The 15,645-nt window shown below is 45.3% G+C and carries 12 protein-coding genes; 4 read left to right on the forward strand and 8 right to left on the reverse strand.

All coding sequences use genetic code 11. The annotated features are described in order from the left end of the window. Window positions 1-41: 41 nt before the first annotated feature. The 5 genes from HUX74_RS13430 to tsaD all read right to left on the reverse strand — a co-directional run bounded on the left by HUX74_RS13430 (window position 42) and on the right by tsaD (window position 2,311). Complete coding sequence (locus HUX74_RS13430; protein ID WP_005827735.1) at window positions 42-200, reverse strand: DUF4295 domain-containing protein; 159 nt, start codon at window positions 198-200, stop codon at window positions 42-44. Between the two features lie 14 nt (window positions 201-214). Further along, entirely contained in the window at window positions 215-403 is a 189-nt protein-coding gene (gene rpmG / locus HUX74_RS13435) for a 50S ribosomal protein L33 (protein WP_002560155.1), read from the reverse strand. A 20-nt stretch (window positions 404-423) separates the two neighbouring features. Continuing rightward, window positions 424-684: a 50S ribosomal protein L28 gene (rpmB, locus tag HUX74_RS13440; protein WP_004291052.1), complete on the reverse strand. Its 261-nt coding sequence runs from the start codon at window positions 682-684 to the stop codon at window positions 424-426. A 121-nt stretch (window positions 685-805) separates the two neighbouring features. Next, entirely contained in the window at window positions 806-1,273 is a 468-nt protein-coding gene (locus HUX74_RS13445; RefSeq protein WP_117600870.1) for a CinA family protein, read from the reverse strand. Window positions 1,274-1,288: 15 nt separating this feature from the next. Continuing rightward, a complete protein-coding gene (tsaD, locus tag HUX74_RS13450; protein ID WP_174646834.1) occupies window positions 1,289-2,311 on the reverse strand; it encodes a tRNA (adenosine(37)-N6)-threonylcarbamoyltransferase complex transferase subunit TsaD in 1,023 nt (340 codons plus the stop codon). Between the two features lie 204 nt (window positions 2,312-2,515). Between tsaD and HUX74_RS13455 the strand changes: the two genes are divergently transcribed. Continuing rightward, complete coding sequence (locus tag HUX74_RS13455; RefSeq protein WP_174646835.1) at window positions 2,516-6,988, forward strand: translocation/assembly module TamB domain-containing protein; 4,473 nt, start codon at window positions 2,516-2,518, stop codon at window positions 6,986-6,988. A 157-nt stretch (window positions 6,989-7,145) separates the two neighbouring features. Here the strand turns inward: HUX74_RS13455 and dnaB are convergent, their stop codons facing one another. After that, entirely contained in the window at window positions 7,146-8,717 is a 1,572-nt protein-coding gene (gene dnaB / locus HUX74_RS13460) for a replicative DNA helicase (protein WP_008664493.1), read from the reverse strand. Between the two features lie 297 nt (window positions 8,718-9,014). On the opposite strand from dnaB, the gene ispE reads away from it, so the two are divergent. Continuing rightward, window positions 9,015-9,848 carry a 4-(cytidine 5'-diphospho)-2-C-methyl-D-erythritol kinase gene (ispE, locus tag HUX74_RS13465; RefSeq protein WP_016273799.1) on the forward strand — a complete coding sequence of 278 codons (834 nt, stop codon included), beginning with the start codon at window positions 9,015-9,017 and terminating at the stop codon, window positions 9,846-9,848. Window positions 9,849-9,931: 83 nt separating this feature from the next. Continuing rightward, window positions 9,932-10,426 (forward strand): PepSY-like domain-containing protein, encoded by a 495-nt coding sequence (locus HUX74_RS13470; protein WP_174646836.1) that lies wholly within the window; start codon window positions 9,932-9,934, stop codon window positions 10,424-10,426. A 69-nt stretch (window positions 10,427-10,495) separates the two neighbouring features. Here HUX74_RS13470 and purT read toward each other — a convergent pair whose 3' ends face one another. Further along, window positions 10,496-11,662, reverse strand: coding sequence for a formate-dependent phosphoribosylglycinamide formyltransferase (gene purT, locus HUX74_RS13475; protein WP_057089426.1), 1,167 nt, complete (start codon window positions 11,660-11,662; stop codon window positions 10,496-10,498). Window positions 11,663-11,801: 139 nt separating this feature from the next. Continuing rightward, window positions 11,802-13,319, reverse strand: a complete 1,518-nt coding sequence (locus HUX74_RS13480) for a DUF4301 family protein (protein ID WP_117600875.1) — start codon at window positions 13,317-13,319, stop codon at window positions 11,802-11,804. A gap of 105 nt (window positions 13,320-13,424) precedes the next feature. On the opposite strand from HUX74_RS13480, the gene HUX74_RS13485 reads away from it, so the two are divergent. Then, window positions 13,425-15,644 carry a bifunctional (p)ppGpp synthetase/guanosine-3',5'-bis(diphosphate) 3'-pyrophosphohydrolase gene (locus HUX74_RS13485; RefSeq protein WP_117600876.1) on the forward strand — a complete coding sequence of 740 codons (2,220 nt, stop codon included), beginning with the start codon at window positions 13,425-13,427 and terminating at the stop codon, window positions 15,642-15,644. Window position 15,645 lies beyond the last annotated feature (1 nt).

Consider the following 15,645-nt stretch of genomic DNA (forward strand, 5'->3'; position numbering starts at 1 on the left):
TCTTTATAAGTCATTAGCGCTTTACAGCCACTGTATTTATCTTATTTCTTAAAGAAGTTCTGAACATCTTCATTACGGACCATCTGTTCATCAAAGATGTAAGCACCAGTCTTAGGAGACTTCACCATTTTGATAACCTTTGTATAAGAACGTCCTTCTTTGCTTCCTTCGTGCAAGGTTGCTACCGCTTTCTTTGCCATAAGTTATAGATTTATTATTTAATTTCTTTATGTACTGTCACTCTCTTCAGAATCGGGTTGTATTTCTTCAACTCCAATCTCTCTGTGGTATTCTTTCTGTTCTTCGTCGTAATATAACGAGAAGTACCCGGCATACCGCTATCCTTGTGTTCTGTGCATTCCAGAATCACCTGTACTCTGTTACCTTTTGCTTTCTTTGCCATAATCAGTATTCTCCTCTACTTTAGCCAATAACTTTAATGCTTTTCCAATCACAATAACCTTTAGCTACCGCATCTTTCAAAGCAGCGTCCAGTCCTTTCTTATTAATAATGCGCAAACCATTAGCGCAAATGCTAAGGCTGATCCAGCAATCTTGCTCTACATAGTAGAACTTCTTGTTAAACAAGTTCAAATCAAAGGTTCTCTTCGTTCTTCTCTTTGAGTGTGAAACATTGTTGCCAATCATGGCCTTCTTTCCGGTAATTTGACAAATCTTTGACATTTCTATCTTAATTTTATAGTTTTCTTTTTTGCCTATTTCAAACAGAGCGCAAAGTAAGCACTTTTATCGTTACCAAACAAGTTTTTCTTAAAATAATTCACTGTATGATAGCATTTTTTCCTCATTTCAGCTTCTCATAAAGCAACAAAAGGGCATTTTGAATTGTTTTTTCCACATTTCCCTTTCTTCCCTCGTCTCCCTCCTGCTTCATGGTAACGATTTCATTTTTATAGGCAACAGCTATCCACACCGTACCCACCGGTTTTTCCGAAGTCCCACCTCCAGGACCTGCAATACCGGAAGTAGCCACTGCACAATCTGTTTTCAGCGTTTTCATCGCACCTTTCACCATTTCTGTAACAGTTTCACGACTTACTGCTCCATATTTTTCCAATGTTTCGGCAGATACATGCAACAAAGACATCTTTATTTCATTGGAATACGCCACTATACTACCATTAAAGTATTCCGAACTGCCAGGAACGGAAGTTATCAGAGCGGCAATTCCTCCACCCGTACAACTTTCTGCGGTGGAAAGGGACAATTTCTTTGCTTTCAGCAGCTCTCCTACCTTTTCTTCCAGCTTCATACCTTATTATATATATTATCTTAAAGTTACCCGTGAATAAGCAGGTGCTTCCATCGGACAAAAATCTTTATCCATATACTTGAAATATCCGGTAATGGCAATCATGGCAGCGTTATCCGTTGTGTAGCTGAACTTCGGAATAAATATTTTCCAACCATACTTCCCGGCATGCTCACGGAAAGCATTACGCAATCCATTATTGGCAGAAACACCTCCGGCAACAGCCACTTCCTTTATTTTATATTGCTTGGCGGCTTTGCACAACTTATCCATCAAGATATCTACGACGGTAGCTTCCAGCGATGCCGCCAAATCCGTCTTGTGATGTTCGATGAAATCAGGGTCGTCCTTCATCCAGTCGCGCAGAGAGTAAAGGAACGAGGTCTTAAGTCCGCTAAAACTATAATCCAACCCTGGAATATGCGGTTTGCTGAACGAGAAGGCTTTAGGATTACCTTGCCGAGCCAGCTTGTCAATAATTGGACCACCCGGATATCCTAATCCCATCACCTTTGAGCATTTGTCAATGGCTTCACCGGCGGCATCATCAATAGTCTGCCCCAAAATTTCCATATCGTTATAGGCTTTCACCAAGATAATCTGTGAGTTTCCACCGGAAACCAGCAAGCAGAGGAAAGGAAATCCCGGCTGCACATTATCTTCACCTTCTGCTTTAATAAAATGAGCTAACACATGACCAGTCAAATGATTAACATCAATCATTGGAATGCCTAATGAACGGGCGAACCCTTTGGCGAAAGATACCCCCACCAACAATGATCCCATCAATCCCGGTCCACGCGTAAAGGCCACAGCACTCAATTCCTCTTTGGTTACTCCGGCGCGTTTCAATGCCTCATGCACTACCGGAACTATATTTTGTTGGTGCGCGCGGGAAGCCAGTTCAGGCACTACCCCACCGTATGCTTCATGCACAGCTTGGCTGGCCACCACATTCGAAAGCAGATAACCATCTTTGATGACAGCTGCAGAAGTGTCATCACAAGAAGATTCTATTCCCAAGATTATTGTACTCATAATGTTTATTTACGTTTAAACGCTGCAAAAGTAGTGATAAAAGTACGATTCATAACGTATTATTTCATATTTTTGTTGGCTGATTATAAAAATTAACCGCCTATCAGAAAGCTAAAAAAAACAGTACGCTGGGTACTCGGTATTGTATTGGGATTGTACATTGGTACCATATTGTTGCTGAACATTCCATCTGTTCAGCGACAAATGTCTGTATTTGTTGCCAATGAACTGGCTTCCATACTGGACAGCAAGATTTCCATCGGGCGAATAAACATAGGATTGTTGAACCGCATCATCATCGACGACCTGCTCCTGAACGACCAATCCGGCAAGGAAATGCTGAAAGTGACCCGTCTTTCTGCCAAATTCGATATTCTCCCCCTATTCAGCGGCAAAATATCTATTAGTAACATACAATTGTTCGGCTTTAACATCAATCTAAGCAAGCAGACTCCCAAGGATAAACCTAATTTTCAGTTTGTACTCGACGCATTCGCATCCAAAGATACAGTTCAAAAGAAAAACAACCTGGATCTCCGTATCAATTCCTTACTGATACGCCGCGGAAAGGTTTCGTATGATGTGCTGTCCGAGAAAGAGACTCCGGGAAAATTCAATCCACAGCATCTCCGTTTACGTAACATTATTGCAAACATCTCCCTAAAAGCATTACAAAATGATTCTATCAATGCCGCCATCAAGCGTCTGAGCATCGAAGAAGAACATTCCGGATTTGAATTGAAGAAACTAAGTCTAAAGGTTATCGGCAATGACCAACGGATGAAAATCGAAAATTTCGCTATCGACCTCCCCAACACCTCTTTGGCAATGGATACTATACACATGGATTATGACAGTCTGGGGGCGTTTGACAATCTTGCCCAAGATGTCCGTTTCTCATTCCATTTGCTGCCCTCTCAAATCGCCTTGCAGGATTTATCGGCTTTTGTTCCGGCTTTTGGTTCTTTCAAGGAAAAATTGCAAGTAGAGGTACAGACGGACGGCACCATCAATCAACTGAATTGCCCGCACCTTTCCGTCTCTGTCGGAAATCATTTTTATCTGAGGGGAGACGTATCTCTACAAGACCTTTCCCATCCGGAAAATGCTTATGTATTCGGTAATTTGTCCAATTTGTACGCAGACCCGGAAGGAATTGCCTTCTTTGTCCGGAATTTCAGCAAGAACTACAATGGAGTACCTCCCGTCCTGCAACACTTAGGAACGGTTTCCTTCCGTGGAGAAGTCTCGGGCTACTTCACAGACCTCGTAACTTACGGACAAGTACGCACTGACATCGGAACCATCCAAACTGACGTAAAACTAAGTTCTAACAAAGATAAAGGTTATTTTGCCTATTCCGGTGCAGTGAAAACCAAAGAGTTTGAGCTGGGCAAGATGCTGGGCAACAAGAAACTGGGTAAAGTAACTTTCAATCTAGATGTCAACAGCAACCATTACGAAAACCAATACCCGTCCGTACTGCTAAAAGGGCTGGTTGCCTCCATTGATTACAGCGACTACAATTACGAAAATATCACCCTAGATGGAGAATACAAGCAGGGAGGCTTCACGGGAAAAGTCGCCTTGGATGACACCAATGGTTCTGTTATTTTGAACGGCACCATCAATACCGCCAGTCGAGTACCGACTTTCAACTTTCAGGCAAGCATCGACAAATTTCGTCCTCATGCCCTACATCTTACACCCAACTATGAAGATACGGAAATATCAGTCAAAGTCAAGGCAGACTTCACCGGCGGTTCCATTGACGAGATGAACGGTGAAATCAACGTTGACAGCTTACTATTCGCAGCTCCGGAAACACAATACTTCCTGGACAATCTGAAGATATCTGCCATAAGAGAAAGCGAAGGCCAGAAACGGCTGACCATCCAATCCAACTTTCTCCAAGGTAGCATAGAAGGTGACTACTCTTATCGTACCCTGCCTGCCAGTGTACTGAATATCATGCGACGTTATATCCCCGCCTTGATTCTGCCAGACAAGAAACCCATAGAGACAGAGAACAATTTCCATTTTGACATGCACATTTACAATACGGAACTGTTCTCCACCGTCTTTCAGATTCCGGTAAAAGTATATACCCATTCCACCATTAAGGGATACTTCAATGACAAGGCACAGCGGCTCCGCGTAGAAGGCTATTTTCCCCGTCTCCGTTATGGAAACAAATTCATCGAATCCGGAATGTTCCTTTGCGAGAATCCCGGTGACCAGTTCCATACACGCCTACGCTTCAGCAACCGTAAATCAAACGGCGCTGTCAATATAGCTTTAGAAGCGCAAGCCCGGAACAATAACATACAGACCACGCTGAATTGGGGTAACAGTAGCACTGTAACCTACAGCGGGAAACTCGCCGCCGTCGCCCACTTCATCCGTGAACAGAACGAAGCGAATGAAAGCAAGAGGAAACTTCCCCCCTTAAAAACCGTCATTGATGTCCAGCCCACCAACGTGATACTGAACGATACACTGTGGGATATACATCCTTCCCAAGTAGTACTCGACTCCGGCAAAGTGTATGTCAATGATTTCTACTTCAGCCATAAAGACCGGCACTTGCGTATCAATGGTATCGTTTCACCACAACCCGAAGATACAGTACGTCTGGATTTGAAGGAAATCAACATCGGTTATGTGTTCGACATTGCAGACCTCGGAGTCAATTTCAAAGGAGAAGCTACTGGTCCGGCTTTCGCCAGCGGAGTATTGGAAAACCCCGTCATGAGCACCGACTTGTTTATCCGCAACCTCGGATTGAACGAAGGCTTGCTGGGTGATGCCAACATACACGGAGAATGGCACCACGACGTGAAGGGCATCTATCTGGATGCCCATATCCGGGAGAAAGATATTGCCAAAAGCCATGTGTATGGCTATATCTATCCTTTGAAGCCCACTAGTTCATTGGATCTCCAAATTGAAGCGGACGGTACCAACTTGAAGTTTATACATCATTATATGAGTAGCATCACGCCCGAATTCAACGGACGTGCTACCGGCCATGTACATTTCTATGGCAAATTCAAGGCTCTCACCATGGAAGGGCGTGTATTCGGCGATGCTTCTATGAAGGTAGACGTGCTCAACACCACTTTCTCCGTCAAAGACAGCATTTACATCGAGCCCGGCGGGTTGACCTTCCGCAACAACCGCATTTTCGACACGCAAGGGCATCAAGGAAGTATGAGCGGCTATCTGCACTATCAGCATTTTAAGAACCTGGAGTACCGTTTCAATTTCAATGTCAACGACATGCTGGTGATGAATACCAAAGAATCACCGGACTATCCCTTCTACGGCACCGTCTACGGTACGGGAAATGCCACTATTGCCGGTAATGCCCAAGATGGCGTTAACATTGATGTTGCAATGACTACCAATCGCAACACTACCTTTACCTATATAAAAGATAACGTATCTACAGCAGTCAGCAACCAGTTCATCAAGTTTGTGGACAAGACACCACGCCGTGCCGTACAAGACTCTATCCGCCTTTCCGACTACGAAATTGCCCAAAAGGAAATCGAGGAAGAAAGAGAGAGCGACACTGATATCCGGCTGAATCTCTTGATAGACGCCACTCCCGACGCTACCATGAAGATTATCATGGACCCTATCGCTGGCGACTATATCAGTGGACGGGGAACTGGAAATATCCGTACTGAGTTCTTCAATAAAGGAGATGTAAAGATGTTTGGCAGTTACCGGATAAGCCAGGGAGTCTATAAATTCAGTCTGCAAGAGGTTATCCGAAAGGACTTTATTATCAGGGATGGAAGTTCCATTACATTCAACGGCTCGCCACTGGATGCCACTCTGGACATAAAAGCAGGTTATACGGTCAACTCAGCATCCTTAAATGACCTAATGCCCAACGAGGCAACCTCCGGCTACATCAGCCAGACAAATGTAAAAGTGAACTGTATGATGGACCTTACCGGACAATTGACCTCACCTGATGTAAAATTCGACATCGAACTGCCCAACGAACGCGATGAAGTGCAGGCCATTGTCCGTAACTATATTCCTACCGACGAGCAAATGAACATGCAGATACTCTATCTGTTGGCTATCGGCAAGTTCTATACCCCGGAAAACTTAGGAGCCACCCAGAATTCGAATATGATGTCCAGTGTTGTTTCATCCACCCTTTCCGGACAGTTGAATAACGCTTTATCGAACATTCTCGATGTCAATAACTGGAACTTCGGCACCAATTTCAGTACCGGTGAAAGAGGCTGGACAGACATGGAGTTCGAGACCATGCTTTCGGGACAATTATTGAATAACCGACTACTTATCAATGGTAATTTTGGCTATCGTGACAATCCGATGGCAAATACCAATTTTGTGGGAGACTTTGAAGCGGAATGGCTCGTCAACCGTTCCGGAGACATCCGCCTGAAAGCGTACAACGAAACGAACGACCGCTACTACACCCGGACAAATCTGACAACACAAGGTATTGGCATTATCTTCAAAAAGGATTTCAACAAATGGAGTGAGCTCCTTTTCTGGAACAGATGGAAACTCAACCGGCTGAGAAAGGAACAAGAAATAAAACAAGATACTCTATCCTCTGATAAAATAAACACAGAACAGCAGATGCCCGAGGCACAATCAAAACGGAAAAGGGAGCAAAAATAAGATTGACGTCCTCACTGTCCACATTGAAGGTTTTAGAATAAGTAAATAGGCTCAAATACAGTATTTAACATGGCTACACCCTTTGCACCTAAAGGTGTAGCCATCACTCTACGATGGTATAGGCATTCAAGGCAAAGGGTGTAGCCATAAAAATACATCAGAAAGGCAATGGCCCGTCCGACCCCACACCTCCAAACGGGTTGTCCGTCTGTGGCGGAAAATCAGCAGCCGATGGAGGTGGCGGTGTTGCCGTACTTCCGATAGGCGCATTCATACGTGAACCGAATGTAGCTCCTCCACCCTCCGTCGGAGGTGGAATAACCATATCATCCTCGGGATTCTGGAAACGGGTGTACTGTCCGATAAACCTCAGACGCACATCCCCCACGGCACCGTTACGGTGCTTTGCTATGATGATTTCCGCCATACCGCGCAAGTCACTGCCATCGGCAGAAGTATAAATCTTGTAATATTCGGGACGGTGAATGAAGCACACCATATCGGCATCCTGCTCGATGGCACCGGATTCACGAAGGTCACTCAACTGGGGACGCTTGCCTTCCTCGCCTTCACGGTTCTCCACACCACGGTTCAACTGCGACAGAGCGATGATAGGAATGTTCAGCTCCTTGGCCAAACCTTTCAATGAACGCGAAATGGTACTAACTTCTTCCTGACGGCTACCGAAAGACATTCCGCTTGCATTCATCAGCTGAAGGTAGTCGATGATGATAATCTTCACTCCGTGCTCACGTACCAGACGCCGTGCCTTCGTACGGAGTTCGAATACCGACAAAGAAGGCGTATCATCCACATAAAGCGGAGCATCCAGCAAGTCACGCAGTTTGTAATCCAACTGCTGCCATTCATAGTCCGCCAACTGGCCACTCTTGATTTTCTCACTCGGAATCTCGCACACATTGGAAATCAGACGGTTCACCAGCTGCACGTTACTCATTTCAAGCGAGAACAGCGCTACGGGATTACGGAAATTCACGGCAATGTTCTTCGCCATGGAAAGCACGAATGCCGTTTTACCCATGGCAGGACGGGCTGCAATAATGATGAGGTCGGACTTCTGCCATCCGGAAGTCATCTTGTCCAGCTTGGTATAACCACTTTCCAAACCACTCAAACCATCGGTACGGGCAGCAGCTTTCTGAATCAAATCATAGGCTTCGGCAATGACAGGATTAATCTGCGTATAATCCTTCTTCATGTTCTGCTGGGAAATCTCGAACAGCTTTCCTTCGGCCTCCTGCATCAAATCGTCCACGTCCAGCGTCTCGTCGAAAGCCTTGCTCTGGATATTGCTGGTAAAAGTTATCAGTTCACGTGCCAATGCTTTCTGTGCAATGATACGGGCATGATATTCGATGTGCGCAGAAGATGCCACCTTACTGCTGAGTTGGGTAATATAGAACGGTCCGCCCACTTCCTCCAGTTCTCCCCGCTTGGAAAGTTGCTCCTTCACGGTGAGGATATCGACCGGCTTCTGATTCACGGCCAAATCGGTAATAGCGGAATATATCAACTGATGTCTATGCTCATAGAATGACTCCGGACGAAGAATTTCACTTACCAGCGAATAAGCGTCCTTCTCAATCATCAAGGCTCCCAAGACAGCTTCTTCCAGCTCCGGCGCTTGCGGCTGGATACGTCCGTAGTCTGTTACGGGCTGTGGTGCCTTTCCTTTCGGAGTACGGGATGTTCTTCTTTGTTCTGCCACTTTAAGAATTAAAAATTGAAAATTAAAAATTAAATGAATTTCCCTTTTAGAAAGGGAAAGCAAAGATAGTGCAAACCGAATACATAACTTTCATGCTTGCATGAAAAAGTTATGTTGAGGTGCAGCCTATCTTCGCTCGTATGGCAAAGATAAGCGAATTTATTTATAAGCAGTAAATAAATCATTGTTAAGTTTTCAATCTACTATGAACAGAAATCACTAACTTTGTCTTCGGAAGCTGCACTCCAATAGCTTCTCCTTTTAATTTTAAATTATTAATTCTTAATTTTCAACGCCATGCTGACTTTTCCAAATGCCAAAATAAACCTGGGACTGAATATCACAGAAAAGCGTCCGGACGGATACCATAATCTGGAAACCATTTTCTATCCGGTTCCCATAGAAGATGCTTTGGAAATCAATATCTTGAACGAAGGAAACGGAAAGTTCCGTCTGCATCAAGCAGGTCTGGAAATTGAGGGAGAAGCAGAGAGTAACCTGGTAGTGAAAGCCTACAAGTTACTGGATGACCGGTTCAACCTTCCTCCGGTAGATATTCATCTCTTCAAGCATATTCCCTCGGGAGCCGGACTGGGTGGCGGTTCGGCCGATGCAGCCTTCATGCTGAAGCTTCTGAATAATAAGTTTGAACTCGGACTGCCGGATGACACTCTGGAAGAGTATGCCGCCAAGCTGGGTGCCGATTGTGCCTTCTTCATCAAAAACCGTCCGACTTACGCAGAAGGTATCGGAAACATATTTTCTCCCCTTCCCCTCTCACTGAAAGGATATCGGATATGGTTGGTGAAGCCGGACATTTTCGTCTCTACACGGGATGCCTTTGCAAAAATAAAACCGCATCATCCGGAAATGTCCCTGAAAGAAATTGCCCAACTTCCCGTAGAAGAATGGAACGGACGAATGGTCAATGACTTTGAAGAAAGCGTATTCCCCCAATTCCCGGCTATTGGAGAAATCAAGGAAGAGATGTACCGGCAAGGAGCTGTATATGCCTCCATGAGTGGTTCGGGGTCATCTGTTTACGGATTATTCAAGGAAGATGCCGTATTACCGGAAGTGGATTTCGGAGAAAAAACTTTTGTATACAAAGGCCAGTTCACTGATATTTAAAAATGCATCAACCAATATACTGATTTCCGGAAACAAAAATACAACAAGGTTGTTCTTACAGAAAACTCAAAACAACCTTGATTATGAAAAAGTTCAAATTCTGTATTCTGGCAGGACTACTTGCCTTGCTGTCGGTGTCCGCTTTTGCGGAAGGACGTCTTCCTGCAAATATACAAACAGCTTTTCAAACGCTCTATCCTCAAGCAACGGATGTGGAATGGGAGCAAATGGCCGGTTGCTACGTAGCAGAATTTATTGCAGATGGTCAGGAAATTGATGTCTGGTTCAATAAACAAGCGGAGTGGGTTATGACTGAAACGGATGTAGAGTCACTGGAAAAAGTGCCAGCTCCCGTGGCAGAAGCATTCATGAGCAGTACAATGACCGGCATGAAGTTAAGGGACGTAAGAATCATCACCTTTCCCAAACATCCCACAGTGATTATAATTGAGGTGGAACAATACAATTCCGATGAAGAATTCCAACTGTTCTATGCTCCGGATGGAAAACTATTACAAAGCCTCGATGTAACAGAACTTGGAGGAGAGATCTATCCCGGACTCTTTTTCAATGATTAATACTGACGATTGGTGATTTGTCGATGGTATCCATTCATCAACAAATCACCAATCATTCATCACCAATCATTAATATACCTCTACCCTATCAGCAATACGCTTCGCTTTGTCGCGCAACGTGTCAAGATCACTGTCAAGAGGTGCATAACACAGCACTACACCCATACGGCGGTTTACGCGGGTAGTAGGCTTGCCAAAAATACGCAGATAAGTATCCTCTTCTTTTGTAACCTCTTCCATGCCACGATAATTGGGACGTTCCTGACTGGCTATCGGAGAGAGGATGACAGCACTGGCTCCTATACGCTCCTGCTTGATGCCAGGGATAGGCAGACCAAGCACCGCACGACAGTGCAATTCAAACTCATTCAGATTCTGGGTTCCGGCCAGGGTTACCATACCCGTATCGTGCGGACGTGGAGAAAGTTCGGAGAAATAGACACCGTTCTCATGGCTGAGAAAGAATTCCACTCCCCACAATCCGGCACCGGTCAAGGCACGGGTCACTTTCTCTGCCATATCCTGCGCCTCCCTTAGATGGGCAGGGTCAATATGGGCAGGCTGGAAGCTTTCACGATAGTCCCCACCCTTCTGTACATGGCCGATAGGCGGGCAGAACAAGGTCGGGCCATTCTTCTGCGTTACGGTGAGCAATGTTATCTCACTGTCGAACTTGATGAATTCCTCAATGATAAGTTCTTTTATGTCTCCACGGCTACCATTACAGCCATATTCCCAAGCATGCTCCAATTCGTCGGCACTCTTTACGAGAGACTGGCCTTTGCCGGAAGAGGACATCAGCGGTTTCACCACGCATGGGAAACCTATCTTTTCAGCTGCAATTTTCAGTTCATCCAGAGATTTGGCATAAAAATATTTAGCTGTTTTCAGTCCCAACTCTTTAGCTGCAAGGTCGCGTATAGCCTTACGGTTCATAGTAAAGTTCACAGCGCGTGCACTGGGCACCACTTGAATGCCTTCTTTCTCGAAATCGTACAGACGTTCCGTACGGATAGCCTCGATTTCCGGAACAATGATATCCGGCTGGTGTTTGCGTACCACGCGTTCCAAAGCATCTCCATCAAGCATGCTGAATACTTCACATTCATCTGCCACTTGCATGGCAGGCGCTCCGGCATACGAATCGCAGGCGATAATATACTGACCTTTGCGTTGGGCGGAAATTACAAACTCCTTGCCCAGTTCACCAGAACCCAACAATAAAATCTTTTTCATCCTATCTATTTATTTACTATTTGACAATTTTCAATTTACTATTCAACACTATACAATCAGACGATTTACTATTCACCATCCGCTACCCGATTACAGCACAGCCAATAGTAAATAGTAAATCGTCTAATAGTAAATTCCTTTATTGGTGCTGTTCTCTCAACAAATCATTCACCGTCTTTACTGGATTGAATGTAGTCAGAGGCACTTCTACAAATACAGTATTCCAATCACTCATGGCGCCGTTCCACAAACCGGGAAGTTCAAGCGCCTTCAGGTCCTTGCCGTTCTTGGACTTATAGGAGATGAACCCCGTGGCTTTATCCACATACTTCACAAGATTGAACTTATGTCCTTTATAGTCACGTACAGCGCAAACCAAATCCACCGGATTGAAATGGGTACCCTTTTCAAACATTTCCTTCTTTTCCGGATCGTCCATATCAATCTGCGAACTTTCCAGAATCTGCAGAGAGATAGTGCCGTCACTGTTGTATGCCAAGAACGGACCTCCACCTGGTTCGCCTACGTTCTTCACCATACCGCAGACGCGCATCGGACGGTTCAGTTTTTCTTTCAGGTATATCACCAGTTCGGCATCTTCCAGATTCTTCGTCTCCGGGTTCTTGCAATAGAGTTGCTTCTGCAGGAATTGCAGGATTTCAAGAATTTGTTCGTGTGTATATTTCCCGCTTTCAAGCAACTGCAAATAGGCAAATACCTTCTGCTGCAAAGCTACCAGTACACCGGCAATCAGCTTTTTATATAATACGGTGTCACCCTTCAGTTTGTCGGGTACCACATTGTCGATATTCTTTATGAAGATAATATCCGCATCAAGGTCGTTCAAGTTTTCAATTAATGCACCATGACCGCCCGGACGGAACAAAAGTTTGCCATTGTCACGGAACGGTTTGTTTTCCATATCGGCAGCAATGGTATCAGTACTCGGTTTCTGTTCCGAAAAGGTGATGTTATAATCCACCCCGTACTTCTTAGCATAAGCGGCAGCCTTTTCGTCCACCAAAGCCTTGAATAAGGCACGGTGTTCGGGCGAAACCGTGAAATGTACATTCACTTTACCATTTTTATTGACAGCATACAAGGCCCCTTCTACCAAATGTTCTTCCAACGGCGTACGGCTACCGTCTTCATACTTATGGAACTTCAGCAGTCCTTTGGGCAGCGCACCATAATTCAGTCCGGCCCCTTCGAGCAAGGCTGCAACAACCGCCTTGTAGTTTCCGGCAGCAAGCAGAGCCGATATATCCTTTCCGGCAGTTCTCCGGCAAGCGATATTCAGGTCGTCATAGAAGGCAAACTTCTCTATCTTCTCAAAGAAAGTCTTTTCAAAGCCTGTCTGGGGGGCATCATAATCTGCTCCAAGAAACTCAAACAAGTTTTTGAACATACGGCTAGCAGCACCCGAAGCCGGTACAAACTTCACTACCACCTTATCGGTCTGTGTATATGCCTCCCAAGCGTCCAGGTATTTCTTCTGTTCATCCGTATCCGGAGCCAATATCCCCTTCTCTACAGAAGCAGCGGCAGACAGTTTCAAGTATGGAAAACCCTTTTCAAAACAAGCCAACTGTTCGGCTATTTGTTCTTCGGAGATGCCTTTATTTTCGAGCAACTCTTTGTCTTGCGGTGTTATCATAATATCTTGTTTTATTAATTCATGCCCAAAAATACAAAAAAAGCAGAACTGCCGTCAAGAAAATGAAGAAAAAACTTACCTTTGAAGCATAAAATACGGACGATTATGGAAACTGATGAATTTTTCACTACTAAAGAGAAAGATTTACTCTTCTCGCTCTACCGCAAACTGTTGCAACTTTCCGGAGAAACCCTCCAGAAGGGGGACTGCAAAAAGCTGAAAACACATCTTGTCAACACTATACAGAACAACCGTATCCAGCGTGATATATTCGGTTTGAATCCCGTCATCAAAGATATGCAAACGGCTGTCATCGTAGCGGAAGAAATTGGCATGAAGCGCGCCTCCATTCTGGGACTCATGCTGCACGACTCCGTGCGCTGCGGTACTTGCACCGCCCAAGAAGTAGAGCAAATTTATGGCGAGGACGTGGCAGGCATCATCCGGGGATTGATACGTGTAAACGAACTTTATTCCAAAAGCCCTACCATCGAGTCCGAGAATTTCCGCAACTTGTTGCTGACTTTCGCCGAGGACATGCGTGTCATTCTCATTATGATTGCCGACCGCGTAAACATCATGCGGCAGATAAAAGATTGCAAGAACGATGAAGCCCGCCGGCAGGTAGCCAACGAAGCGGCCTATCTCTATGCGCCCCTTGCCCATAAGCTGGGTCTGTATAAATTGAAGTCGGAACTGGAAGACCTCTCGCTGAAATATACCGAAAAAGAGGTTTACTATCATATCAAGGACAAGCTGAACGAGACAAAGGCATCACGCGACAAGTACATCGCCTCTTTCATTGCACCGGTACAAAAGAAACTGGAAGACGCCGGACTAAAGTTCCACATTAAAGGACGCACCAAGTCCATCCACTCCATCTACCAAAAAATGAAGAAGCAGAAATGCCCCTTCGAAGGCGTGTATGACTTGTTTGCCATCCGCATCATTCTGGACTCTTGCCTGGACAAGGAGAAACTGGAATGTTGGCAGGCCTACTCCATCGTAACAGATATGTACCAGCCTAACCCGAAACGGCTACGCGACTGGCTGTCCGTACCTAAAAGCAACGGATATGAGTCACTGCACATCACCGTGATGGGTCCCGAAGGCAAATGGGTGGAAGTACAAATACGTACCGAACGCATGGATGATATTGCCGAACGAGGCCTGGCCGCCCATTGGCGATACAAAGGAGTGAAAGGTGAATCTGGTCTTGACGAATGGCTGACTTCCGTACGCGAAGCCTTAGAGAGCTCGGACAGCAACGGACTGGAAACGATGGACCAGTTCAAACTGGATTTGTACGAAGACGAGGTATTTGTATTTACCCCGAAAGGCGATTTGTTCAAACTTGCTAAAGGCTCCACCGTGCTCGATTTTGCTTTTCATATTCACAGCAAACTAGGTTGCAAATGCATCGGTGCCAAAGTGAACGGCAAAAATGTACAGTTGAAGCAAATGCTGCATAGCGGTGACCAAGTAGAGATAATGACATCGAATACGCAGACACCCAAGCAGGACTGGCTGAACATCGTAACCACCTCTAAGGCGCGTACCAAAATACGCCAGGCGTTGAAGGAAATGGCTGCACGCCAGCACGCCTTCGCCAAGGAAACCCTGGAACGCAAGTTCAAGAACCGGAAAATAGAGTATGATGAAGGAACCATGATGCGCCTCATCAAGCGCCTCGGCTTCAAGGTAGTGACAGACTTCTACCAGGCTATTGCCGATGAAGTGCTGGATGTCAACGAGATTATAGACAAATATCTTGAACAGCAAAAACGGGAAAACGACACACGTGACGATATTGTCTACCGCAGTGCTGAAGGCTATAACCTTCAACAAGGCATACCGGAAGAGATAGGTACTAAAGAAGATGTACTGGTCATTGACCAAAATCTGAAAGGATTAGATTTCAAGTTGGCACGCTGCTGCAATCCCATCTATGGAGATGATGTATTCGGCTTTGTCAGTGTAACGGGAGGTATCAAGATACACCGTTGCGATTGTCCCAATGCCAGTGATTTGCACTCACGTTTCGGCTACCGTATCGTGAAAGCACGCTGGGCCGGAAAGTCACAAGGTACACAGTACCCCATCACCCTGCGCGTAGTGGGACACGATGACATCGGCATCGTGACCAACATCACTTCCATCATTTCCAAAGAAACGGGTATTACCTTGAGAAGCATCGGTATTGACTCGCATGACGGGCTGTTTTCCGGAACGCTGACCATCATGGTAAGCGACACGGGACATTTGGAAGCACTTGTCAAAAAACTAAGGACGGTAAAGGGAGTGAAACAAGTTTCAAGGAATTAAA

It is taken from the genome of Bacteroides sp. Marseille-P8574, assembly GCF_902825465.1.
In the GTDB taxonomy this organism is placed as follows: domain Bacteria; phylum Bacteroidota; class Bacteroidia; order Bacteroidales; family Bacteroidaceae; genus Bacteroides; species Bacteroides uniformis.

Excerpts from the sequence above, each read along its gene's own strand:
- HUX74_RS13485 (WP_117600876.1), top strand. The coding sequence starts at position 13,425 with ATGGAAACTGATGAATTTTTCACTACTAAAGAGAAAGATTTACTCTTC.
- HUX74_RS13430 (WP_005827735.1), bottom strand. The coding sequence starts at position 200 with ATGGCAAAGAAAGCGGTAGCAACCTTGCACGAAGGAAGCAAAGAAGGA.
- HUX74_RS13455 (WP_174646835.1), top strand. The coding sequence starts at position 2,516 with ATGTCTGTATTTGTTGCCAATGAACTGGCTTCCATACTGGACAGCAAG.
- ispE (WP_016273799.1), top strand. The coding sequence starts at position 9,015 with ATGCTGACTTTTCCAAATGCCAAAATAAACCTGGGACTGAATATCACA.
- HUX74_RS13470 (WP_174646836.1), top strand. The coding sequence starts at position 9,932 with ATGAAAAAGTTCAAATTCTGTATTCTGGCAGGACTACTTGCCTTGCTG.
- rpmG (WP_002560155.1), bottom strand. The coding sequence starts at position 403 with ATGGCAAAGAAAGCAAAAGGTAACAGAGTACAGGTGATTCTGGAATGC.
- rpmB (WP_004291052.1), bottom strand. The coding sequence starts at position 684 with ATGTCAAAGATTTGTCAAATTACCGGAAAGAAGGCCATGATTGGCAAC.
- tsaD (WP_174646834.1), bottom strand. The coding sequence starts at position 2,311 with ATGAGTACAATAATCTTGGGAATAGAATCTTCTTGTGATGACACTTCT.
- HUX74_RS13445 (WP_117600870.1), bottom strand. The coding sequence starts at position 1,273 with ATGAAGCTGGAAGAAAAGGTAGGAGAGCTGCTGAAAGCAAAGAAATTG.
- HUX74_RS13480 (WP_117600875.1), bottom strand. The coding sequence starts at position 13,319 with ATGATAACACCGCAAGACAAAGAGTTGCTCGAAAATAAAGGCATCTCC.
- purT (WP_057089426.1), bottom strand. The coding sequence starts at position 11,662 with ATGAAAAAGATTTTATTGTTGGGTTCTGGTGAACTGGGCAAGGAGTTT.